Annotated in this window: 23 protein-coding genes; 13 read left to right on the forward strand and 10 right to left on the reverse strand. The window is 63.5% G+C overall.

The window, feature by feature from the left end; translation table 11 throughout:
- Positions 1-153: 153 nt before the first annotated feature.
- On the forward strand, positions 154-2,256 hold the full coding sequence (locus EKH80_RS21485; RefSeq protein WP_126686851.1) for an O-linked N-acetylglucosamine transferase, SPINDLY family protein: 2,103 nt from the start codon (positions 154-156) through the stop codon (positions 2,254-2,256).
- A 44-nt stretch (positions 2,257-2,300) separates the two neighbouring features.
- Here the strand turns inward: EKH80_RS21485 and EKH80_RS21490 are convergent, their stop codons facing one another.
- The 3 genes from EKH80_RS21490 to EKH80_RS21500 are packed head-to-tail and all read right to left on the reverse strand — an operon-like array spanning position 2,301 to position 4,325.
- Positions 2,301-2,567, reverse strand: a complete 267-nt coding sequence (locus EKH80_RS21490) for an acylphosphatase (protein ID WP_126686852.1) — start codon at positions 2,565-2,567, stop codon at positions 2,301-2,303.
- 4 nt (positions 2,568-2,571) lie between these two features.
- Positions 2,572-3,039 (reverse strand): TlpA family protein disulfide reductase, encoded by a 468-nt coding sequence (locus EKH80_RS21495; protein WP_126686853.1) that lies wholly within the window; start codon positions 3,037-3,039, stop codon positions 2,572-2,574.
- On the reverse strand, positions 3,036-4,325 hold the full coding sequence (locus EKH80_RS21500) for a YihY family inner membrane protein (RefSeq protein ID WP_126686854.1): 1,290 nt from the start codon (positions 4,323-4,325) through the stop codon (positions 3,036-3,038). Before EKH80_RS21500 ends, EKH80_RS21495 begins: the two co-directional genes overlap by 4 nt.
- 71 nt (positions 4,326-4,396) lie before the next feature.
- On the opposite strand from EKH80_RS21500, the gene wrbA reads away from it, so the two are divergent.
- From wrbA to EKH80_RS21520, 4 genes are all read left to right on the forward strand, one after another.
- The gene (gene wrbA / locus EKH80_RS21505; protein WP_196240420.1) at positions 4,397-4,996 is read left to right on the forward strand and encodes an NAD(P)H:quinone oxidoreductase; all 600 of its coding nucleotides are present in this window, start codon (positions 4,397-4,399) and stop codon (positions 4,994-4,996) included.
- Positions 4,993-5,328, forward strand: coding sequence for a DUF2069 domain-containing protein (locus EKH80_RS21510; protein ID WP_126686856.1), 336 nt, complete (start codon positions 4,993-4,995; stop codon positions 5,326-5,328). The genes wrbA and EKH80_RS21510 overlap by 4 nt, the downstream gene beginning before the upstream one ends.
- A 71-nt stretch (positions 5,329-5,399) precedes the next feature.
- Positions 5,400-7,043 carry an acyl-CoA dehydrogenase family protein gene (locus tag EKH80_RS21515; protein WP_126686857.1) on the forward strand — a complete coding sequence of 548 codons (1,644 nt, stop codon included), beginning with the start codon at positions 5,400-5,402 and terminating at the stop codon, positions 7,041-7,043.
- A gap of 55 nt (positions 7,044-7,098) precedes the next feature.
- Positions 7,099-7,590 carry an asparaginase domain-containing protein gene (locus tag EKH80_RS21520; RefSeq protein ID WP_126686858.1) on the forward strand — a complete coding sequence of 164 codons (492 nt, stop codon included), beginning with the start codon at positions 7,099-7,101 and terminating at the stop codon, positions 7,588-7,590.
- A gap of 156 nt (positions 7,591-7,746) precedes the next feature.
- On the opposite strand, the gene sufT is transcribed toward EKH80_RS21520, so the two are convergent.
- A complete protein-coding gene (gene sufT / locus EKH80_RS21525) occupies positions 7,747-8,304 on the reverse strand; it encodes a putative Fe-S cluster assembly protein SufT (protein ID WP_126686859.1) in 558 nt (185 codons plus the stop codon).
- 211 nt (positions 8,305-8,515) lie between these two features.
- On the opposite strand from sufT, the gene EKH80_RS21530 reads away from it, so the two are divergent.
- Complete coding sequence (locus tag EKH80_RS21530; protein ID WP_230473872.1) at positions 8,516-8,959, forward strand: hypothetical protein; 444 nt, start codon at positions 8,516-8,518, stop codon at positions 8,957-8,959.
- Here the strand turns inward: EKH80_RS21530 and EKH80_RS21535 are convergent.
- Both EKH80_RS21535 and EKH80_RS21540 read right to left on the reverse strand, forming a co-directional pair.
- Entirely contained in the window at positions 8,956-10,425 is a 1,470-nt protein-coding gene (locus EKH80_RS21535) for an NAD(P)(+) transhydrogenase (Re/Si-specific) subunit beta (protein ID WP_126686860.1), read from the reverse strand. The genes EKH80_RS21530 and EKH80_RS21535 overlap by 4 nt on opposite strands.
- Positions 10,425-10,733 (reverse strand): NAD(P) transhydrogenase subunit alpha part 2, encoded by a 309-nt coding sequence (locus tag EKH80_RS21540; RefSeq protein WP_126686861.1) that lies wholly within the window; start codon positions 10,731-10,733, stop codon positions 10,425-10,427. The genes EKH80_RS21535 and EKH80_RS21540 overlap by 1 nt, the downstream gene beginning before the upstream one ends.
- A 204-nt stretch (positions 10,734-10,937) precedes the next feature.
- On the opposite strand from EKH80_RS21540, the gene EKH80_RS21545 reads away from it, so the two are divergent.
- From EKH80_RS21545 to EKH80_RS21555, 3 genes are read left to right on the forward strand one after another with little or no spacing between them, the layout of a single operon-like run.
- Positions 10,938-11,525, forward strand: a complete 588-nt coding sequence (locus EKH80_RS21545; protein ID WP_126686862.1) for an RNA polymerase sigma factor — start codon at positions 10,938-10,940, stop codon at positions 11,523-11,525.
- Positions 11,522-11,896 (forward strand): DUF3619 family protein, encoded by a 375-nt coding sequence (locus EKH80_RS21550; protein ID WP_126686863.1) that lies wholly within the window; start codon positions 11,522-11,524, stop codon positions 11,894-11,896. Before EKH80_RS21545 ends, EKH80_RS21550 begins: the two co-directional genes overlap by 4 nt.
- Positions 11,897-11,899: 3 nt before the next feature.
- Positions 11,900-12,415, forward strand: a complete 516-nt coding sequence (locus EKH80_RS21555; protein WP_126686864.1) for a DUF3106 domain-containing protein — start codon at positions 11,900-11,902, stop codon at positions 12,413-12,415.
- Positions 12,416-12,444: 29 nt separating this feature from the next.
- Here the strand turns inward: EKH80_RS21555 and EKH80_RS21560 are convergent, their stop codons facing one another.
- Entirely contained in the window at positions 12,445-13,545 is a 1,101-nt protein-coding gene (locus EKH80_RS21560) for an NAD(P) transhydrogenase subunit alpha (protein ID WP_126686865.1), read from the reverse strand.
- An 87-nt stretch (positions 13,546-13,632) separates the two neighbouring features.
- Between EKH80_RS21560 and cdd the strand changes: the two genes are divergently transcribed.
- Complete coding sequence (gene cdd, locus EKH80_RS21565) at positions 13,633-14,046, forward strand: cytidine deaminase (protein ID WP_126686866.1); 414 nt, start codon at positions 13,633-13,635, stop codon at positions 14,044-14,046.
- On the opposite strand, the gene EKH80_RS21570 is transcribed toward cdd, so the two are convergent.
- Positions 14,038-14,931, reverse strand: a complete 894-nt coding sequence (locus EKH80_RS21570) for an alpha/beta fold hydrolase (RefSeq protein ID WP_158628917.1) — start codon at positions 14,929-14,931, stop codon at positions 14,038-14,040. The genes cdd and EKH80_RS21570 overlap by 9 nt on opposite strands.
- A 128-nt stretch (positions 14,932-15,059) precedes the next feature.
- Here EKH80_RS21570 and EKH80_RS21575 point away from each other — a divergent pair, with 128 nt between their 5' ends.
- Positions 15,060-15,629 (forward strand): nitroreductase family protein, encoded by a 570-nt coding sequence (locus EKH80_RS21575; protein WP_126686868.1) that lies wholly within the window; start codon positions 15,060-15,062, stop codon positions 15,627-15,629.
- Positions 15,630-15,633: 4 nt separating this feature from the next.
- Complete coding sequence (locus EKH80_RS21580) at positions 15,634-16,530, forward strand: 5'-3' exonuclease (RefSeq protein WP_425481170.1); 897 nt, start codon at positions 15,634-15,636, stop codon at positions 16,528-16,530.
- Positions 16,531-16,602: 72 nt separating this feature from the next.
- On the opposite strand, the gene EKH80_RS21585 is transcribed toward EKH80_RS21580, so the two are convergent.
- Positions 16,603-19,182, reverse strand: coding sequence for a LysM peptidoglycan-binding domain-containing protein (locus EKH80_RS21585; protein ID WP_126686869.1), 2,580 nt, complete (start codon positions 19,180-19,182; stop codon positions 16,603-16,605).
- A gap of 144 nt (positions 19,183-19,326) precedes the next feature.
- On the opposite strand from EKH80_RS21585, the gene EKH80_RS21590 reads away from it, so the two are divergent.
- Positions 19,327-19,893 carry an NUDIX hydrolase gene (locus EKH80_RS21590; protein WP_126686870.1) on the forward strand — a complete coding sequence of 189 codons (567 nt, stop codon included), beginning with the start codon at positions 19,327-19,329 and terminating at the stop codon, positions 19,891-19,893.
- A 188-nt stretch (positions 19,894-20,081) separates the two neighbouring features.
- Here the strand turns inward: EKH80_RS21590 and EKH80_RS21595 are convergent, their stop codons facing one another.
- Positions 20,082-21,122: a TMEM43 family protein gene (locus EKH80_RS21595; protein WP_126686871.1), complete on the reverse strand. Its 1,041-nt coding sequence runs from the start codon at positions 21,120-21,122 to the stop codon at positions 20,082-20,084.
- Between the last annotated feature and the right edge of the window lie 25 nt (positions 21,123-21,147).

Genomic DNA, 21,147 nt, shown 5'->3' on the forward strand with positions numbered 1-21,147 from the left:
AAGTCTTGAAGCTGGGATTGTCATCCCAGCCTACCCGGCCGTGGTTCGCGGTAATCTACAGCCGTATTACAGGGGCCAGTCTTTCCAACTCGTCGTGTCGACGCTGCTGGCGGGCTTTCCCTACTTGCCTGCTTTCGCCCCCCCTCCCAGCCGATGACCGACGCGCCACTCACCGATATCGCCTCGAACCTGCAAAAACTCTCCGAGTTGCTGCAGCGCGACGCCAATGAGGAAGCAGCTCTATTCGCGGCGGCGGCGCGCAGGCAATTTCCGGTGTCGGCCGAGCTGATCCGCCTGCACGGGTTAGCCTTGCTGCGCCTAGGCCGGCGCCGAGATGCGCATACGGCCTTGAATCGCGCCGCGGAACTGGCGCCGAACGACATCGAACTGCAGTGCAACCTGGCAGCCCTGTCCATGGCCGACGGCAAGGTTGGCGCTGCCATGGAGCGTCTGCAGAAGGCGCTGGCGAAAGCGCCCGGGCATCCGGCACTGCTGCAAGCGCTGGGCGCGGTCTACATGTCCACCGCACAGTATGCACAAGGGCGCGATGCCTTTGCGCAAGCCTTGCAGGCCATGCCGCAGCATCCCGCCATTCGCCTCAACCTGGCTGCCGCGGAGATGGAACTGGGGCGCCTTGCCGAAGCCGAAACCTTGCTACGACAGGTGCTGCAGCAGGCAGCAGGCACGGACGTCGCGCATGCCATGCTGGGCCATCTGTTGCATCTGCAACACCGCCCGCATGAGGCTGCCGCCTCGCTGTTGCAGGCCGGCAAGCTGGCACCGGACAACGTGCAGCATGTGTTCCAGGCTGCGCTGATGTTCGATGAAGCCGGCGATCTCATCAACGCCCACGATGCCTTTACCGAGGCGATGGCGCGGGCGCCGGATTCCGTGCCGGTCATGGGGCAATTGCTGTTCGTGCGGCGTCGGTTGTGCCGCTGGCAGGACATCGATGCGCTCAGCGAACGCGTGATCCACGCAGTTTCCGCGGGAGTGCCTGGCGTGCACCCATTCGCCTTCCTTGCCGAGGATGCCGACGCCGACCTGCAGCTGCGCTGCGCGAAAACCCATGCTTCGGCGCTGGAAAGCCAGGCGGCACCCTTTCGCCAGCAGCTCGACCTGCGCCACAAGCTGCCCATGCCGGACACGCCGGTCCGCGTAGGCATGTTGGTGGAAGGCCTGAACGAAACAGCATTCGGCCAGCACATCGTCGCCTTGATCGAAGCACTCTCCGACAGCGACCTGGACGTCCATCTGTTCGCCACCACGCCAGATGACGGCAGTCGTGTACGGCAGCGTCTCTCGGCGGCGGCAACGCTGCACGACGTTTCCGCGCTCAATCACCTCCAGGTTGCGCAGCGCATCCATGGCACGGCGATCGAAGTGCTGTTCGACGTAAACGGTTATCGCAGCAGCCGCAACGCAGAACTAATGGCCTTGCGCGCCGCACCGATTCAGGTCAGCTGGCTCGGCCACAACGGCAGTTCCGGCGCGCCCTGGATGGATTATCTGCTCACCGATGCCATCGTGCTGCCGCACGAGCTGCGCGAACACGTCAGCGAAAAGGTCATCCGGCTCCCGCGCTGCCAGCAGCCGAGCGATCCGCATCGGATGCAGGCGGAAGTTCCGTCGCGTGCTGCCTGTGGGCTGCTGGAACAAGGTGTTGTGTTTGCCTGTTTGAACGAAACGCAGACCATCAACCCGGCGGTGTTCGCGCGCTGCATGCTGATCCTGCAGCAAGTGCCCAATAGCGTGCTGTGGCTGCTCACTGGGCCGGCGAATACCGACCTACGACTGCGCCAGGCGGCGTCTGCGCTTGATGTCGCACCCGAGCGACTGATCTTCTCGCCACGCCTGCCCTACTCTGAGCACCTGGCGCGCTACGCGCACGTAGATCTGTATCTGGACACGCTGCCCATCAACTCGCGCGCCCCGGCTTCCGATGCGTTATGGTCCGGCTGTCCGGTGCTTACCCGCACGGGTGAAACCATGGCTTCGCGCACCGTGGCAAGCTTGCTGCATCACCTGGGCCTGGCCGAGCTGATCATGAGCGACGACACCTCGTTCGTCGGCATGGCCACTGCGCTGGGCAACGACCCGCAGGCATTGGCGACATTGCGCAAGCACATTACGCAGCAACGCAAGCAGAGTCCATTGTTCGACATGCGTGGCTTTGCAACGGACTTCCGGCGCGCTGTACTGAGCGTCAGTGCGCGCTATCGCATCGGGCGACCGCCGGCGAATATCGATCTGTAGGCTGGGTTGTCAAACCCAGCCTACGATGGTCATCGCGGCCGGGGTTAGAAAACCAAAAAACCCGCGCGCACTTCGCCGGCATGGTTACTGCGAACCACTTCGGTCACCTTCGCGGCAGGCGGCCCTTCCCAAAGCCATTGTTCCAGTTCGCGCAAAGCCTCCTCGCTTCCGCTTGCGAGCACTTCCACTCGGCCGTCGGCAAGATTGCGCGCGAAGCCATGCAAACCCAGCCGCATTGCCTCGTTACGCGCACTGGCACGGAAGAACACGCCTTGGACCTTGCCACTGACTATGAAGCGTACGCCGCTCATGCCGTCATTTTCCGATGGCTGCGCTCAGCGAAGCGGGCGTGATCGGCCCCATGAAATGCTTGGCCACCTTGCCGTCCGGGGCAATCAACCAGGTGGTCGGCAGGCCTAGCGGTTCGTCGAAATCCGTCAGCGGCTTGTCCAGCGTAACCTGCGCCACCGGAAAATCCACCGGATGCTTGCTCAGGAAGGCACGGATGTCGGAAGGATCCGTATCGTCATAAGCAATGCCGATGGCGTGCACGTTCGGGTGCATCTTCACGAACTCGGAAATCCCCGGCATCTCCTTGATGCACGGCACGCACCAGGTCGCCCAGAAATTCACGATCACCCAGTGCCCTCGCTCGGCAGCCAGGTCGTACGGTTTGCCGTCCAGTGTGGTTACCTTGAGGGAAGGCTGAGCAGGCATGGCTGCGTGCACGGGTGCGATCAGCAGGCTTGCCGCCAGCAACAGGGACGATACGAACCACTTCATGATTCCGATTCCTGCGTGTGAGAGACCTGGCGCGACGACGCCGGTGGAGGCGAGACAGGATAAACCCTGTCCAGGCGGGTGCCGAGCGCGGCATCCAGCGAGTGCGCCAGCCGGGTAAGCAGGGACAGCAGCTCCTGCGGCAGCTTGATGCCCGAGGCAGCAGCATGTTCGGCCGGATTCAACGGCAGGCGATAGCCGCTGTGCCGATAGACCTGCAACAAATCGGTGCTATCCAGGCTGCGCACCAGCGACCATCCGCCTGTTTCGCTGCGACGAATCAGACCGGCCCGCGACAGGTCGTCGAAATAGGTCGCGATCGCCTCGCTGCGCAGACAGGGTTCCGCTTCTCGAATGAAGATGGCATCCACACAGCGCCCGGCACGCTGCGCATCCACGAAATGGCGCAACACCACCAGCAAGCCGAGGAATTCCGAGCCTTCCGGCATCGCGTCGCACGGCTTCTGGTATTCGAAGGCGGACACTGAAGCCGACACCGATGCGCACAGTATTACGATCACCCACGACAAGTAGATCCACAGCAGCAGCAACGGAATGATCGCCAGCGCGCCGTAGATTTGCTGATAGTTATGGGCGCTGCGGACGTAGTGGGTGAACCCCCAGCGCGCAAATTCGAACAGGACGGCACCCAGCATGGCGCCGATCGCCGTGTGTTTCCTGTTGACGCGCCGATTGGGCACGGTGGTGTAGATCAGCCACAAGGTGAGAAACGTCACCACGAACGGCATCGCCTTCAGCAGCTGCTGGCCAATGCCAAGCTCTTCGCCGGCACTGCGCAACATGGGCACGGCGGCCACATAGGAGGTTACCGCAATGCCACCGACCACCAGGATCGGCCCAAGCGTGAGCGCGGCCCAATACAGCAACAGGCGCGGCCCCCACGGACGGTGCTGCCGGACCTTCCAGATGCGGTTGAGGCGGTCTTCGATGCTGATCATCATCGACACCGCGCTGAACAGCATCACCAGCACACTGATGCCGGTGAGCTTGCTGGCATTGGAGGCGAAGTCGAGCAGCGCCTTCTGCACCGTCTCACCCGCTGCCGGCACGAAATTGCTGAAGACGAAATTGATCAGCGTATCGCGTGCTTCCTCGAACATCGGAAACGCCGCGAACATGGCCAGCACGGCCACGGTGAGCGGCACCAGCGAAACCAGCGTGGTATACGACAGAGCGCCGGCCGTTTCAAAGCACTTGTCGTCGAGAAAGCGCCTCCACAGGAAGCGCCCGAGGCTCATCGTGCGATCGCGGTCGAAACGCTTATTCATACGGTAATTCTGCTCAACATCCCTGATACCACCCGTACACTACCCCATCCTGTCCAAGCCGCCCAAGCCTGATGAGCGACATCCTGATCCTGTACTACAGCCGTACCGGCCACACCGCCCAGCTCGCGCGCCTGATCGCCCGCGGCGTGGAGGAAATCCCGGGGCTGCGCGCTCGCCTGCGCCAGGTGCCGCCGGTGGCCCCGGTCACCGAATTGGCTCAGCCGCCGGAACCGGAGGAAGGCGCACCCTACGTCACCCGGCAGGACCTGCATGAATGCATAGGCCTGGCCCTGGGCAGCCCGACACGCTTCGGCAACATGGCCGCGCCGTTGAAACATTTCCTGGACAGCACCGGCGCCGAGTGGGCCAGCGGAACGCTGGTCGGCAAACCGGCTGCCGTGTTCACGGCCACCAGCACCATGCACGGCGGCCAGGAATCCACCTTGTTGAGCATGGCGCTGCCCCTGCTCCATCACGGCATGCTCCTGCTGGGCATTCCGTACACGGAACCGGCACTCAGCCACACGCTGAGCGGCGGCACGCCCTACGGCGCCAGCCATGTCTCCGGCAGCAAGGGCGAGAACGGCATCAGCGAGCATGAGCGCGAACTTGCACGCGCGCTCGGCCGGCGCCTGGCCGACACCGCGCGCAAGCTGGTGGCCGGCACATGAACGTCAAGCATCGCATCGGCATGGCCGCGTGGATGGCGCTGATCCTGCTGCAATGCGTTTGGTATGCGTGGCTGTTTCCGCCGCAGCGCATGCCGATGTGGCTGGCGCTCGGCGTGGCCGTGGTCCCGCTGCTGCTGCCGTTCCTGGCAATAGGCAACGTGCGACGCGCCCTGCTTTGGGTGGGCATGCTCAGCCTGTTCTATTTCTGCCATGGAATTGCCGAAAGCTGGAGTTCGGCGCAGGAACGCGCACCGGCGTTGCTGGAAGTGCTGCTTGCCCTGCTGCTGATCGGCGCGCTCGGCGCAGGTGTCAGGCGCCGGCAAAAAGCATAGCCGGGGGCAAACCCCGGCAAGGCGGGATGCAGTTTGGTAGGTTACGTACAGACTTGCCGAGGTAAACCACTATGGGATTCCTGCAAGACGCTCCGCAACTCGCGCACCCGTACCGCAACGATCGCTTGCTGACCGCCCTGCTCGATCGCGTGCTTCCGACCGAGCGGCGTGCCGCGCTGGACGCCGACCTGGACGCCTTGGGCGACTATGCCCTGATGGCATTCGAACGGCGCGCCCGCAGCACGCGCAGCAAGCCTGTCCTTACGCAGTGGGATGGCTGGGGCCGCCGCGTCGACCGGGTCGAACTGACCCCGGCATGGCAGGAAGGTCCCGGGCTCACGACGCGCCACGCCATTCTTGCCAGCGGACATGAAGCCCACGAATTCGCGCGGCTGGAGGAATTCGCGCGCGCCTACGTCTATCACGTCGCCAGCGAGTTCTATACCTGCCCGTTAGCGATGACCGATGGCGCGGCCACCGCCCTGAAAGCCTCCGACAACCGGGCTTTGATCGATCGCGCCCTGCCGCATTTCCTGAGCCGGGAGGTCGACCGGTTCTGGCTGTCCGGGCAATGGATGACGGAAAACACCGGCGGCTCCGATGTAAGCAACACCGAAACCGTGGCCAGGCAGGATGCCGAAGGCCAATGGCGTCTGTACGGCCGCAAGTGGTTCAGCTCCGCGGTGGTGGGCGAAGCCGCACTGGCTCTCGCCCGGCCAACCGGCGCAGGCCATGGCGCCGCATCGCTCGCGCTGTTCTACGTGGAAACGATGCACGGCGCAGAGCGCAAGCCGGAGCTGGTCATCGATCGCCTGAAGGACAAGCTCGGTACGCACGAACTGCCCACCGCGGAAATCCATCTGGAAGGCTTGCCTGCCTGGCCCGTGGGTGAACTCGCACACGGTGTGCGACAGATTGCGCCGATGCTCAACATCACCCGCACGTGGAACGCAATCGGGGCCGTTGCCGGCATGGCGCGCGCGATCAGCCTGGCCCGCGATTACGCCCTGCGTCGCAGTGCGTTTGGCCGTCTATTGCTTGAACATCCCTTGCATGCGCAAACGTTAGCTGACATGCAGGCCGAATTCGAAGGCGCTTTTGCGCTGGTCTTCGAAGTAGCCCAACTGCTGGGACGTGTGGAACAAGGCATCGCATCCGCGCATGAAGCCACTTCGCTGCGCCTGCTCACGCCGCTGGTGAAGCTGTGGACCGGCAAGCTGGCGGTCAAGCTCAGCTCCGAAGCGCTGGAATGCTTCGGCGGCGCCGGCTACATCGAAGATACCGGCCTGCCGCAGTTGCTGCGCGATGCGCAGGTGTATGCGATCTGGGAAGGCACCACCAACGTGCTGTCGATGGACAGCCTGCGTGCATTGGGCAGCAACGATGGATTCGCCGCCTTGCGCAAACTCATCGGCCACTGGCTGAAGCCCGCTCACAACACGCAGGCTTCGTTTACCGTGCACGCGGCGCTGGATGCGGCCGCCATGCATCTGGATGAAAAGAAGCTCGATCGCTCCACGCTGGAGGCCGGTGCACGCGGAATCGCCTTAACCCTGGCGCGCTGTGCAGCGGCGGCGCTGCTGGCGCGCCAGGATGCCTGGTCGACGGCGCACGGCGACAAGCGACCGTCGGCAGCGCTCCGCCGTTTCCTGGGTCACGGCCTGCTGCGCCTGGCGGACATCGACGGGGAAGATACGCGCCTGCTGCTGGAATGATGGCCTGAGCCAGACCGGTTAGAATGCACGCTCTCCCCCGACGCCACTTTCGATCATGCAGCATCTGACCATCGTCACCACCGGCGGCACCATCGACAAGATCTACTTCGACGACAAGTCGGACTACAAGATCGGTGCGCCACAAATCGGCGACATCCTCAGCCAGCTGGGCGTCGCGTTCCAGTTCGACGTGATTCCGATCCTGCGCAAGGACAGCCTGCACATTACCCAGGAAGATCGCGTACTGATCCGCTCGGCCATCGAAGCGCAGCCCAGCCGGCACGTGCTGGTGACGCACGGCACCGACACGATGGTAGAGACCGCGCAAGAACTCGCCGCCATCAAGGGCAAGGTGATCGTGCTTACCGGCGCGCTGAACCCCGCGCGCTTCCAGGGCTCGGACGCGGTGTTCAACATCGGCTGCGCGGTGGCCGCGGTGCAGACGCTGCCCGATGGGGTTTACATCGCCATGAACGGCCGCGTGTGGGATCCGGCGAAAGTACGCAAGAATCGCGAGGCGAACCGGTTCGAGGAAACGGGCGGCTGATTCAGACCTGGCACGCTGCCAAATCCCGCCTCACCGTCATTCCGGCGCAGGCCGGCATCCAGTGTCGAAACGCCGTGCGAAGCACTCAACACCTGGTTTTGCGTCCTTAGGACAGGTATTTGAACTGGATTGCGGCCTGCGCCGGAATGACGGGCTTCAAAGCATCCCTGTTTCCAGCTTCGCCGCTTCCGACATCATCGAGTGATTCCACGGCGGGTCGAACACCAGGTCGACGTCTGCTTCCTTGACGGTCGGGACCAGTTCGAGCTTGGTGCGCGCATCATCGACCAGCACGTCGCCCATGCCGCAACCCGGCGCGGTAAGGGTCATCTTCACGTACACCTTGCGCTCGTCCGCGGCGATGGTCTCCAGACTCACGTCGTAGACCAGGCCAAGCTCCACCACATTGATCGGAATCTCCGGGTCGAACACAGTGCGCAACTGCTGCCAGACCAGGTTTTCCACGTCCGAATCCGTGGCGTCCTCAGGCAGCTGAAGCGGCGGCGGCGGCTCCTTGCCCAGGGCGTCGGCATCGTTGCCGGCGATGCGGAACAGGTTGCCTTCCACGTACACGGTAAAACTGCCGCCAAGCGCCTGCGTGATGTAGCCCACCTGGCCGGCCGGCAGCACCACGTTCTCCCCCTGGGGCACCATGACTGCGTTGCAATCCCGTTCCAGGGTAAAGGGCTCGCTGCTAAGACTGAAACCGCTCATGCCATCTCTTGGAAATCATTAAGGAAAGCCGACCGGTGGCGATCCGGTCCCCTATTATGCGGCCACCCGCGCGGCCTGTCCCCAACATCAGGCCCAATCCACCCAATCTCAAGGCCATGGCCTGGCTAAATTAAGTCACGTTAAGATGCCCGCTTTGCCTTGCTGCAGGACACCGCGTGACCCAGCCCCCCGCCATCCATCGTGACCCGACATGAGCATGCGCCAGCTCGCCGGTGAATGCTTCGCCTTGTTTTGCGCCGTCATGCTCGGCTTGGCGGCCGGGGCCGTCTGGCTGCTGCCTACCGTATTCCTGCACCGGCCGCTGCCCTGGCTGGCGGTGCTTGCAGGCTGGCTGCTCGGTGTCGCCATCAGGCAGTGGGTGCATGGCAAGAAGTGGAACGCCGTGGCACTGGCAGCGCTCGCTACGGTGGTGGCAAGCGCGTACAGCCGCGTACTGATTACCGCGGTCAATATTTCTGCGATGACCGATTACGGTTTGCTCGGCGCGGCGCGTACTGCGGGCCTGCCCATGCTGCTGGACCTTACGCGACTGGCAACCAGCAAGCTGGACATAGTCTGGACTGCAGCGGGCGTCGTGGTTGCGGCAGTGACGGCGATGCGTTCGCCTGCCGCAACATCGCGCAAGCAGAATTAGCCGTCCAGCGTTTTCAGCTGCGTCACCAATTGGCCGGCCGCCGCCTGGCCGTCACCATAGAGCATCCGCGCGTTGTCCGCGTAGAACAGCGCATTCTCGATCCCGGCAAAGCCAGTGCCCTTGCCGCGCTTGACCACGATCACCTGCTTGGCGTCGGCCACATCGAGAATCGGCATGCCGTAGATCGGCGAGGACGGATCGGTTTTCGCCACCGGATTGACCACATCGTTGGCGCCGATCACCAGCGCGACGTCGGTAACGGGAAATTCCGGATTGATGTCTTCCATGTCCACGATGAGGTCGTACGGCACGCCGGCCTCGGCAAGCAGCACGTTCATATGGCCGGGCATGCGGCCCGCCACGGGATGGATGGCGAATTTCACTTTCACCCCGCGGGCGATCAGCAGTTGCGCGAACTCCCACACCTTATGCTGCGCCTGTGCCACCGCCATGCCGTAGCCGGGCACGATCACCACGCGCTCGGCATAGGCCATCATCACCGCGGCATCGGCGGCTTCGATCGGCTTCTGGCTGCCGCTGATGGCTTGCGCCGCACCTCCGGCCGCCGCACCGAAATTGCCGAACAGCACGTTGCCGATCGAGCGATTCATGGCCTTCGCCATCAATTGTGTCAGCAGCGTACCGGCCGCACCTACCACCATGCCGGCGATGATCATCGCCTCGTTCTGCAGCACAAAGCCCTCGAACGCCACGGCCAGGCCGGTAAAGGCGTTGTAGAGGGAAATCACCACCGGCATGTCGGCGCCACCGATCGGCAGCGTCATCAGCACGCCGAACAGCAACGCCAGTACGAAGAACGCGCAGACCAGGGCAATCGTGATGTGCCCGGTGGCCAGCACCACGCCCGTCACCACCGCTGCCGCCAGTACCAGCAGGTTCACCGCCTGTTGGCCGGGAAAGACGAACCGCCGGTCCAGCCAGCCCTGCAATTTGGCGAAGGCGATCAACGAACCGGAAAAGCTCACCGAGCCGATCAACGCCCCGAGCACACCCAGGGCCAAGGCCACCGGGCTGAGCGGTGTGACGGCGGCCGCCTCGCGCAGCGGCGACCAGCTTTCCGGCATCAGCGGAAGGGTGTTCGGCGCCATCACAAGCGCCGCAAGATCCTGCGCATGGCTGACCAGCTCGGCTGCGCCGATTGCCGCTGCAGCGCCACCACCCATGCCGTTGTAGAGCGCCACCATCTGCGGCATGGCGGTCATCGCCACCCGCCTTCCCGACCACCAGGCCGCGGTTACGCCGACCACCACGGCGGCGATGATCAAGCCGCGGTTGTGCATGTCCGGCAACAGCAGAGTGGCCAGCACCGCCAGCAGCATGCCAAAGCCTGCCCACACGATGCCGCCACGCGCCGTGCGCGGGGAGCTCATGCGTTTCAGGCCGAGGATGAACAAAAGAGCTGCGATGAAATAACAGGCGTCGATCAGCGTTTGCGGCCAGGCCATCACTTGGCCTCCCCGCTGCGCTGTCCCGGCTTGCTGGATTTGAACATCTCCAGCATGCGCTCGGTGACCACGTAACCTCCTGCCGCGTTGCCGGCACCCAGGAGTACGCCGATGAAGCCAATCGTAAGTTCAAACGACGTATGCGCATGACCTAGCGCTATCATGGCGCCAACCAGCACAATGCCGTGGATGAAGTTGGAGCCGGACATCAATGGCGTGTGCAGGATCACCGGTACCCGCGCGATGATTTCGTAGCCCGTGAACGCGGCCAGCATGAAGACATAAAGTGCCAGGAACCCATCCAGCATGTGCATCCCCCGCCAATCGGTCATATTCACCGCATCATACGGTGAGCGGGTCGCCGTGATCCATGGCATTGCGCCACACCGTGAGGCCAGCGGAGGCCCCGGGCCAGCGCCAAAGTCAACCTGCGCGGGCTTCGTGCGTTGATGGCGAGAGTCGAACAGATGGAGCCCCAGGATGCTCGCCCCGACGATCCGGAAAATGGCGCCATGAGCGGCGTCTCAGCCGTTTTCGAGGCGGAACTTCTTGCGCAGGACGGCCAAGCCGCGCCGGCCAGCCTGGACGCGTTCCTGGCGAGCATGGAGCGGCGGGCTTTCCGTATGGCCGAGCTGCACCTGGGCAACCGCGAGGATGCGCTCGATGCCGTGCAGGACGCCATGCTCCGCCTGGTCAAGCATTACCGCGGCAAACCCGCGGGCGAATGGACGCCGCTGTTCTGGGGCATCCTGCGCCGGCGCATCGTGGATCTGCAGCGCCGCCGCAAGGTGCGCTCCATCGTGGTCGGCTGGCTGGGTGGCGGCCACGACGAGGACGGTGACGAGCTACCGGCCTGGGAACCGGCCGATACAGGTCCGGACCCGTTGGAAAAATTGCATGGAGAACAGTCCTACGCGGACATGGCTGCAGCCGTAAAGAAACTTCCGCAGCGACAGCGCGAAGCCTTCATCCTGCGCGTGCTCGAGGGGCTGGACGTGGCCGAAACTGCCATGGCGATGGGCTGCTCGGAGGGCAGCGTGAAAACCCACCTCTCGCGGGCCATGCAACACCTGCGCGAGCAACTGGAGGAGTGGCGATGAACTCGTCCGACAAACAATTCGCACAGCGCGCCCGCGCGCTCTACCAGGAGGCGACCCAAAGCATCGATCCGGTGACCGCCGGACGTTTGCGCGCTGCACGCCGCACTGCCCTCGAAGCTGCGACTGCCTCGCCGCACCATCGCGCACGCGTGCTGCTACCGGTGAGCGCGCTGGCTGCCGTGGGCTTGGCCGCGCTCATGATCTGGCAGCCCGCTCCCGGCCCGCAGCCCGAAGGCAAGCAAGTGGCCATAGTCGAGCAAGAGAATGAATTCTTGCCCTCCAATGCCGATAAAGCCGATCCTGGCCTTTACCAAAATCTCGACTTCTATAGCTGGCTCGCTGCCAACGACAGCAGCCAGGACAAACGCTGATCCATGCTGCTACAAAGAATGCGACTGCCAAACCTGCTGGTCTTTGTGTTCGGTCTGACGATCGCAGTACCGTCGTACGCGCAGGGTACGCATCCATGGGGCAGCCTGAGTCCGCAGCAGCAATACCTGCTTGCGCCGCTGCAGTCGCAATGGAGCACCCTGCCGCCGGCACGGCAGGATCATATGATCCAGCGAACCCAGGAATGGATGAAGCTTCCGCCGGAACGCCAGCAGGAAATCCGCGAGCGGATCCAACGCTGGCAGCAGATGACGCCCGAACAGCGTGAACAGGCGCGCCAGAACCAGCATCTGTACGAAAACCTGCCGGCCGACAAACAGCAGCAGCTGCACGAGGCCTTCAAGCGCTACCAGCAACTTTCGCCTGATCAGCGTGAGGAGCTGCGCCGGCGATGGCAGCAACAGTCGCCCGAAGAACACCGGCAATGGCTGGATCACATGGGGCCGCATTCGACCTTGCCTGCAGGGCGCGCCTTCGGCATGCCTCGCGGCCGGCACTGAAGCGTAGATTGGGGTGCAAACCCCAACGATCAGGCGTTGAACAGCACCTCGCCGTTGCGCGTCACGCAACTCTTCGCTACCAGCTCGTCGTCGAAATCAGGCCGCAGCGCACCGTCGCGTACCAGCAACTCGGCAAAATTGTAGATGTTGCGTGCGTACATCTCCGAAGCATGCAAGGGTGCGCCGGCCGCGAGACTGAGCGGCCCGAGGATGGTCACGCCACCGTGCTCCACGCGCTCGCCGGGACGTGTAAGTTCGCAATTGCCGCCGCTGTCGGCAGCAAGATCGACAATCAACGCGCCTGGCTTCATGCCTTCGACCATCGCGGTCGTGAGAATCTTCGGCGCGGCACGCCCTGGAACGGCCGCTGTGGTGACCACCGCGTCGAAGGCTTTCAAGAGCTCCGCCAGCGCCTGCTGCTGCGCCGCGCGCTCTTCCTGGGTGAGTTCGCGCGCATAGCCGCCGCTGCCGGCCGCGCTCACTCCCAGCTCCAGGAATTTCGCGCCCAGCGATTCGACCTGTTCGCGGGTTTCCGGACGCACGTCGTAGCCTTCGATTTGCGCACCGAGGCGCCGCGCGGTCGCAATGGCCTGCAAGCCGGCCACGCCGGCACCGATCACCAGCACGCGCGAGGGCCGGATGGTGCCGGCCGCCGTGGTCAGCATGGGAAAGAATTTCGGTGCGTTCTCGGCGGCGATCAGCATGGCGCGATACCCCGCCACCGCGGCTTGCGAACTGAGCACATCCATCGCCTGTGCACGCGTGGTACGCGGCAACAGTTCCAGCGCGAACGCGGTGAGCTTCTTCTGCGAGAGCGTCGAAACGCGTGATGCCGCACCGTGTGGACGCAACTGTCCTACTACGACGACGCCTTCGCGCAGGCCGGTCAGCGCCGTGTCGTCCGGTGGCAATACGCACGCCAGCAGATCGGCCTGGGCCAGCACCTCGGCGACGCTACCGAATTCAACATCCGCATAACTTGCATCCGGAAAGCCCGCTGCCCTCCCGGCATCCTGTTCGAGCAGCACGCGCAGCCCCTTGCCGCGCAGTTTCTTTGCCACTTCCGGCGTGATCGCCACGCGGCGTTCGCCGGCGGCGGTTTCGCGCAATGCGGACACGGTGATCGACATCGGCCATCTCCTGCGGATGAGTCTTCCCATCCTAGCCTATGCGCAGGTTAGACTGGCTAGCCAGATTCTTGGGATGAGGGAACCCTAGTGTCCGAGCCGTTCGACAGTACCACCTTGTTGGACCTTGCCCGTAGCGTGCGCGAGCTGGCCTACGCCCCCTACTCCCGCTTCCAGGTGGGCGCCGCCTTGCAGACCGGCGATGGCTGCGTGTTCACCGGCTGCAATGTGGAAAACGCCGCCTATGGCCTGTGCAATTGCGCCGAACGCACTGCACTCTTCAGTGCCATCGCAGCCGGCTACAAGCCAGGCGATTTCATCGCCATCGCAGTTATCGCCGACACGCCGGAACCCGTAACGCCCTGCGGCTCCTGCCGACAGGTGCTGGCCGAATTGTGCCTGGGCGACATGCCGGTGCTGCTGGCCAACACCGGCGGCGCCACCCGGCAGACAACGGTAGCAACCCTGCTGCCCGACGGATTCAGGCTATCTCCCTCAGCGTGAGCTCTTGGCAGTCAACAATTGCTCCAACGCTGCGTCGAATGCCTGCGGATCATCCACGAACACGGCATGGCGTGTGTTTGGCACGGCGATGAAGCGAGCGCCACCGATGCTTGCGGCCATTTGCCTCTGCGCGTCGAGCAAGGGCGACTGCGCCGAGGCGATCACCAGTGTGGGGCGATCGATCTTCTTGAGGGCCGGCCGGCGATCGGCGCCAAAGATATCCGCAACCAGCATCGCAGTCCCCACTGCAGGCGGGGTGTGCTGCGCCTGCGCGATCACCGCATCGATATCGGCCGGGGGCTGCCGGAAGATGGAACGCACCATGCCCGCGCTGTAGTCGGCAGGCTGGGCCGCATAGCGCGACAGGCCGCCAAGAATGGCCTTGCTGAATGCCTTGTTCAGATCCAGTTCGTTCGTCCCTGCGGAAACCGGCGAATCCACGAACACCACCCCGGCAAGCGAGCCGGTGCCAAACTGCTGTACATACGCGGCGACATCCTGCGCCCCTTGCGACCAGCCCACCAGCACGCAGCGTTCGATACCCAACGATGCGAGCAATTCATGCAGATCTCGTGCGCGCCTTTCCGGCGTATTGCCGGTCGGCATGACCGATGACTCACCCTGCGAACGGGAGTCCACCGCAATCACCCGCCGATGCGCGGAAAACCGCTGCAATTGCTCGCGCCACAGCGACGCCGTCAGCGTCCAACCGGGAATCAGCACCAGTGCGGGCGCCGCCCGATCCTGGCCGGCCTGCAAATAATGAATGCGCGCGCCGTCATCGGTGGAAAAATAGCCATTGCCGATCGCAGCCGCCTGATCGGCATGTATCACCGGCGCCAGGGCGACCAGCACACTTGCAACCAAGCCTTGCAGCCGTTTCATACGGGGAGTCCCTTGGAATAGGCGCATGGATCGTAGACCCGGCGCCGCTCCAAAGTCTGTGTGACTGAAAGGCGTCGTGACCGGGCGCAGACGGTTGTACGATAAGCGTTTTCCCAGACCCCTCCGCCATGCTCGACGCGCTTTCCCTGCTGCAGCAACGCCATTCCGCGCCTTCGCGCCAGCTCGGCGAACCGGCCCCCGACGCAGCCACCCTGCGCAGCATGCTGGAGGCCGCCATTCGCGTGCCCGATCACGGCAAGCTGGTGCCCTTCCGCCTGATCGCCCTGCGCGGCGAGGCCAAGCTGAAGTTCGGTGCCTTGCTGGCCGCACGCGCCATCCGGCGCGATCCGGACCTGCCCGAGTCCAAGCGCGAAAAAGAACGCCTGCGGTATACCTTCGCGCCGCTGGTGATGGTGGTGATCGCGCGCATCGACCACGAGCACGGCATTCCGGAAATCGAACAGAAGCTCTGTGCCGGCAACGTGGCCTACAACATCCTGCAAGGCGCGTATGCGCTCGGCTTCGGTGCCCAGTGGCTGACCGGCTGGGCCGCCTATGACCCGGAAGTGGCCGAACTGCTGGGCCTGGCGAACCACGAATGCGTGATCGGTTTTGTGCACATCGGCACGCCGCAGGCCGAGATCCCTGACCGCGATCGCCCGGCGCTCGACGATCTGCTTACGGAATGGAAGGATTGAGCACGTGGCATCTCGTCTGCCCACCGCGCACCTGATCGACGGCAGCCTGTATGTGTTTCGCGCCTGGCATTCGATGCCGGACGAGTTTCACGACGCCGACGGCCATCCGGTCAACGCGGTGCATGGCTACACACGCTTTCTGTGCGAACTGCTGGAGCGGGAAAAGCCGTCGCATCTGGCCGTCGCGTTCGACGCCTCGCTCACCACGTCGTTCCGCAACGCGATTTATCCGGCCTACAAGGCGAACCGCGAATTGCCGCCGCCCGATCTGGAGCGGCAATTCGTACAGTGCCGCGCCGTAACCGAAGCACTCGGCATCCACGTGATGATCGATCACAGCTTTGAGGCCGACGATCTGATCGGCAGCACGCTGTGGGGACTGCGCGCACATGGCTTTCGCAGCGTGATCGTCTCCGCTGACAAGGATTTCGGCCAGTTGCTCGGCGAACATGACGAACAATGGGATTTCGCGCGCAACTTGCGCTGGGGCCCCGCCGGTGTGTTCGAGCGTTTGGGTGTGCATCCCGAGCAGGTAGCGGATTTCCTTGCCTTGTGTGGCGATGCCGTGGACAACATTCCCGGGGTACCTGGCATTGGCGCAAAGACGGCTGCCGCGCTGCTCGCCCATTTCGGCAGCCTGGACGAGTTGCTCGATCGCGTGGAGGAGGTGCCCTTCCTGCGCTTGCGCGGTGCAGCCAGCTGCGCCGCGAAACTGCGCGAGCATGCCGATGCCGCCAGGCTCTATCGCCGGCTCACCCGCATCGCACTGGATGCCCCGATCGAAGGCAGTGCCGAAGTACTGGTTCGTCGGCGTGACGTGAGCACGCTGGACGCGCTGTGCGAACAGCTTCGTTTTGGCCCGTTGACGCGCAATCGCCTACGCGCGCTCACCAGCGGCTGAACCTTCGGCTGCAAGGTGCCGGCACGAAATGCCAGTAGGCATCCCGTGCCGATCATAGAAACCTGAGGATCGTCAATAAGGACGGCCGAGAGGATCGTTGGTGTAGGCGATGTGCATCCATTCGGGGTGGTTCTTGGCGATGTCCTGAATTTCCTCCGGCGACATGCCGCGATCGCGCATGGCCTGAAGTTGTTCGCCGCCGACACTGATCATCTGTGAGCGGGCACCCGCGTCCGCGACGCCCGCGCCCTCCAGGAACTTGTCTTCCGCTTCATGGTATTCGCGTTCCTTGACGTAGTGCTCGGCGACACCTATGCCAAGCGAAGCAACCACGGCGACACCCAGGCCGATCGGACCGGCCATGCCACCCAGGATGTCAGCGCCTCCGAATACGCTAAGGCCGACTCCTGCAGCGCCGACGAGCGACAGGACCTGCGTGGGAATGTCGTGCTTCTCGTAGCCTTCCTGGGCGGTCTGCGCGAAATACAAAACGTTGAGGACGCCGATGAATTTCTCGGTAGCCGCGCCCGCCAGGTTCGCGCCCAGCCCCCATTTGCCGAGACCGCCGCTGCGGTCGACCAAACCGACGGCGACGCCGAAGGCCGCTGTATCCTGGACGGCGCCCACCGAGACCGCCAGTTCGGCAAGCTGATTCTTCAGGCTGGGGTCGTCCGCGGTCGTGCCGCTCTGATTGATCAGCGCACCACCGGATATGGCCAGTGCGGCGGCGCGGAACAACACGCCTGCAGCACCGCTGCTGAAGCTCATTTCCTTCATTTCGCTCAGCTCATTGCGGGTTGCAGCTACCGCATTGATGCCCTTGCCCTTGGAGGCATCCGCCAGCGACTCGGTCTTCAGCGCTTCAATTTCCTCCTGCAGCTTTTTGGTCCCTTCGTCGATATCGGACTTGGGCAGTCCCATGAACCCGGCAACCTCCTTGAGATTGGCCAAGGTTTCATTGACCTTGGCCACGCTGGCCGGATCGGTGGGATTGAGGCTGGCAAGCGCAGGCAGCACGTTGCGTGACAGATAGGCCGGCCCTACGCTGTTGAGAAACTCCTTGTTCTTATGGGAAACCTCAATCATGAGCTTGGCGGCTTCGCCGGCATCCTTGCCGTCGAAGATGCTCGGATCTTGCGTGGCGGCGAAGGCGATCGCCTGACGCGTGGTGTCGTCGTCGGTCAGCTTGCCCAAGTCGTCCCGCGTCGGGGCGATGGACTTCAAATTGTCGGGCACATTCAGCAATTCGCCGAGATCGCCACTGAAGGCGCGCGCATCGCTCACCAGCTTGTCCTTGGTGGCGGCCAGCTGGTCCTGCCAGTCCTTGCCCTTGGATGCGATATACGAGTCGATCGCCTTTTGTTCCTGCTCCGAGGTCAGGCCGGGACCGAGATCCTTGATCAGCTCATTGAGTTCCTGGGTCTGCTTGGCATACGTCTGCATGTCTTGCGACAGCGTTTGCTTCTGCAGAGTGTGCATACCTCCGATGGCCGAACCCAGGATGAGCTTCGCCGCGTCCGATTTTCCTGCCGCCTGCAATTGGCTTGCCACGTCGATGGCCAGCTTCGCATCGCCACCCTCGCTGATGGCGTCGGTAAACGTGTGCTGGGCAAACGTAGGGTTGTCCTGCTGTTGGCTAGCGATGGTGCTTGCCATCTGCTGCCGCAGCGTCTGACTTTGTGCATCGTCACCCAAAGCACGATAGACAGCGGCGAGATTCTTGTAAGTTTCCTTATCCGTCGCGGCCAGGGAGGCCACGTTGGCCGGCGACATTTGCGCCGTCAGATCGTTGGGGTCGGAAGGGGTCCACCAGGTCTGGATGACTTGCCGCGCAATATCCGGCGGCACCTTCTGGACCAGGTCGGCAAGATCCTTCGCGCCGTCTACAGTGGGTTTGTGGGCGGCCTCCTTGGCGGCATCATTGATCCAGCCTTGCACACGAGGATCGGCGATGACGTGATCGATCACGTCCTGCGATTTTCCTTGCAAGTTATTGCTCAGCGCAGCCAGCTTGTCGCTGGCACTCCACGGGCCTGAGAAAGAGGGAATCAGCGCGTTGGTTTGCTGCTCGATCTGATAAGCGCCGACCGAGGCGCTGATGGCTGACTGCGCCACCGAATCGCCCTGGTGCCGTGCCGCGATGGCGTCGCCGGCGCTTTGGATGATCTGGTCGGTTGGCGTTTGGAACTCGGCCGGCACGCCGCCGTTGCGACTGGCGATCTGGCTACCGATTTCATCCCTTATGGCCGTGTCCATCGCCTTCTGGGCCTGATCCACGCCGGAGGATTCAGCAATTTCCTGCCGTATCGCGCCATTGTGCGGCGCATTGCGAAGGGCGTCATCGCGTTGCTTCACGGCCGCATCGTAGGCGGCGATTGCTGCATCGGTTTTCTGTGCGGGCGTCTGTGTCGGTGGCGGCTGATCGTCGTTCGCCGGTGTTACCGCATGGGACGGCAAGGCAAGCAGCGCTATGTGCGAGAGATCGCTATCCACGCTGATGTGGTTGGTCCGCGCCAGCTCTTCCGGGGTAACGCTGTGGGCTGCGGCTACGCTTTGTACCGTGTCGTGCGGCTGCACGGTGTATTGCGCAGACGAGGCCGGGGGTTGGACGTATTGAGCGACGGAAATGGAGCCGGAATCTGCAGGACGCATTGCGAACCTCCACCAGGGACCATTCCGGGCATTTGAGGTCGATTGTCATCCTCCTGCAATAAGGGATTTCCCTAGATGAATGCCTTCCTACCCTCCGCCTGAGCTCCCATAATGGAACACCGGCTTTCTGGCGAAGTGGCTCTCATGAACGACATCAAACACAAACCTGAAGACGCGGACGCTGCTCCCGAAACGCTGCATCAGGGACGCTGGCTGCGCTTGCGCCGCCGTGGGCGCTGGGAATACGCCGAACGCAACAATCCCGGCGGTGCCGTGATCATTCTTGCCGTAACGCCGGAAGACAAGCTGCTGTTCGTGGAGCAATATCGCGTAGCCGTGCAAAAGTTCACCATCGAGATGCCGGCCGGTCTGGTCGGCGATCTGGCTGATCAACAGCATGAGGGCGCACTCATCGCCGCGCAGCGCGAACTGGAAGAAGAAACCGGCTATCGCTGCAGCCACGTCAGTTATGTGCACGAAGGTCCGTCATCCTCCGGCATGAGCAACGAGCTGATCACGTTCGTGCGCGCACACAATCTGGTGAAAGTGAGTGATGGCGGCGGCGATGCCACCGAAAACATCACCGTGCACGAAGTGCCGCGACGCGAAGCGGGCGCGTGGCTGATGGCGCGTGCGAAAGACGGGTACTCGGTCGATCCGAAGCTGTTCGCGGGCTTGTGGTTCATCGAGCATGCCGCGTCCTTCGGTTGAACCTCTCCCGGCCGCGCACAAGACAGGCTGGGATGACAATCCCAGCTCCATGCCAGCTTCCAGAGGCTGGGATTAACATCCCAGCCTACCCTCTCTGTGCGATGTAGGGCTCCAGGTGGGGCAGGACATGGGTACACCCCGATCTGCCGTTTAGGCTGGCCTCGGAATCCTCATCCGTGCGGGCGAATTTACGCGTCGACCCTCAGCACGCGTGCGCGCCAAAACGCCAGGGCGGCGCCCACCACCGCGAGCGCAAACCAGACGGCAGCGGTCGAGTTGCCATTGCCGAGCCACAACACCGCATTGACCGCCCCGATCACCAGCACAGCTATGGCCGGCGCAAGAATCGGGTCGACACGCCGGTAGTGCCAGCGCAGCAGCAAGGCTGCGCCCAAGCCGGCCAGCAGCACAGCAAGCAGGCGACGCGGCCAGGGATATTCGGGTTGCAACGGCGAATCGGGAAAAATCACCGACAGCGGCACATCCCCGGGTTGCACCGCGAAACCGATACCATCGGTCGCGTCGATCGCCGGAAGCAGCTTGTTGCCTTCGACCCTCGCCACGATGGTGACGGTCTGCGCCGGCACGGCTTCCCATGTCACGCGCAGATCACCGACTTGCGGATGCGAAGGCACCGGGCTGGTGACCAGTCCATCGTCATACAGGCTGAAACTTGCAGCGAGATTGCCGGGCAGCCTACGCAGATCGGGCTTGACCGGCTCACTGCCGATAAGCGCATGTACCAGCGCCGGGGCGAGCACGAAATCGTTCAAGCGCACCAAGCTCGCATCGAACTGGGCGCCTTCAAGCGGAAACTTGTCTGGATTGGCATGGCCTTGCGGATAATGGGCCGAATCGACGGGATGATCCTGCCAGTCCAATTCATAGGTCGGCGTATCGCCGTAGTGAAGCTCGCGCCACTGGAACATCTGCACGTGGCGTATCAGCACCGGCTGGTCGGTTTGCTGGTTGAACTGCGGATCGAGCGGCGCCTCCACCACCTGCACAGGGCCGGCCACGCGCACCATGTAGCCCTGCAGGCTGGCATCAGGGCGGCCATTGGCGCCAAGATCCAGCACGTCGCCGCCATGCCGCTTCATTTGTGCGCTGTAATCGAGCTGGCCCCTTTCGACCACCGCCCCCGAACCGGCACCCAGCAGCAGCAGGACTGCACCCAGGGCAGGCAGCAACAAATCACGGATGGAGAGTGGCTTTCGCTCGCCGCTCATCAAACCTCCGGCTGGGGGGATGTGT

Origin of the sequence: Dyella choica (assembly GCF_003977665.1) — a bacterium.
Lineage (GTDB): Bacteria > Pseudomonadota > Gammaproteobacteria > Xanthomonadales > Rhodanobacteraceae > Dyella_B > Dyella_B choica.

What these genes read in the sequence shown, in the direction of transcription:
- EKH80_RS21575 (WP_126686868.1), top strand. Translation starts at nt 15,060, where the DNA reads ATGCTCGACGCGCTTTCCCTGCTGCAGCAACGCCATTCCGCGCCTTCG.
- EKH80_RS21535 (WP_126686860.1), bottom strand. Translation starts at nt 10,425, where the DNA reads ATGGCCTGGCCGCAAACGCTGATCGACGCCTGTTATTTCATCGCAGCT.
- EKH80_RS21485 (WP_126686851.1), top strand. Translation starts at nt 154, where the DNA reads ATGACCGACGCGCCACTCACCGATATCGCCTCGAACCTGCAAAAACTC.
- EKH80_RS21540 (WP_126686861.1), bottom strand. Translation starts at nt 10,733, where the DNA reads ATGCTGGATGGGTTCCTGGCACTTTATGTCTTCATGCTGGCCGCGTTC.
- EKH80_RS21520 (WP_126686858.1), top strand. Translation starts at nt 7,099, where the DNA reads ATGCAGCATCTGACCATCGTCACCACCGGCGGCACCATCGACAAGATC.
- EKH80_RS21500 (WP_126686854.1), bottom strand. Translation starts at nt 4,325, where the DNA reads ATGAATAAGCGTTTCGACCGCGATCGCACGATGAGCCTCGGGCGCTTC.
- EKH80_RS21530 (WP_230473872.1), top strand. Translation starts at nt 8,516, where the DNA reads ATGAGCATGCGCCAGCTCGCCGGTGAATGCTTCGCCTTGTTTTGCGCC.
- EKH80_RS21570 (WP_158628917.1), bottom strand. Translation starts at nt 14,931, where the DNA reads ATGAAACGGCTGCAAGGCTTGGTTGCAAGTGTGCTGGTCGCCCTGGCG.
- EKH80_RS21490 (WP_126686852.1), bottom strand. Translation starts at nt 2,567, where the DNA reads ATGAGCGGCGTACGCTTCATAGTCAGTGGCAAGGTCCAAGGCGTGTTC.
- EKH80_RS21545 (WP_126686862.1), top strand. Translation starts at nt 10,938, where the DNA reads ATGAGCGGCGTCTCAGCCGTTTTCGAGGCGGAACTTCTTGCGCAGGAC.
- EKH80_RS21560 (WP_126686865.1), bottom strand. Translation starts at nt 13,545, where the DNA reads ATGTCGATCACCGTGTCCGCATTGCGCGAAACCGCCGCCGGCGAACGC.
- EKH80_RS21510 (WP_126686856.1), top strand. Translation starts at nt 4,993, where the DNA reads ATGAACGTCAAGCATCGCATCGGCATGGCCGCGTGGATGGCGCTGATC.
- EKH80_RS21495 (WP_126686853.1), bottom strand. Translation starts at nt 3,039, where the DNA reads ATGAAGTGGTTCGTATCGTCCCTGTTGCTGGCGGCAAGCCTGCTGATC.
- EKH80_RS21555 (WP_126686864.1), top strand. Translation starts at nt 11,900, where the DNA reads ATGCTGCTACAAAGAATGCGACTGCCAAACCTGCTGGTCTTTGTGTTC.
- EKH80_RS21595 (WP_126686871.1), bottom strand. Translation starts at nt 21,122, where the DNA reads ATGAGCGGCGAGCGAAAGCCACTCTCCATCCGTGATTTGTTGCTGCCT.
- wrbA (WP_196240420.1), top strand. Translation starts at nt 4,397, where the DNA reads ATGAGCGACATCCTGATCCTGTACTACAGCCGTACCGGCCACACCGCC.
- EKH80_RS21590 (WP_126686870.1), top strand. Translation starts at nt 19,327, where the DNA reads ATGAACGACATCAAACACAAACCTGAAGACGCGGACGCTGCTCCCGAA.
- EKH80_RS21585 (WP_126686869.1), bottom strand. Translation starts at nt 19,182, where the DNA reads ATGCGTCCTGCAGATTCCGGCTCCATTTCCGTCGCTCAATACGTCCAA.
- sufT (WP_126686859.1), bottom strand. Translation starts at nt 8,304, where the DNA reads ATGAGCGGTTTCAGTCTTAGCAGCGAGCCCTTTACCCTGGAACGGGAT.
- EKH80_RS21550 (WP_126686863.1), top strand. Translation starts at nt 11,522, where the DNA reads ATGAACTCGTCCGACAAACAATTCGCACAGCGCGCCCGCGCGCTCTAC.
- EKH80_RS21515 (WP_126686857.1), top strand. Translation starts at nt 5,400, where the DNA reads ATGGGATTCCTGCAAGACGCTCCGCAACTCGCGCACCCGTACCGCAAC.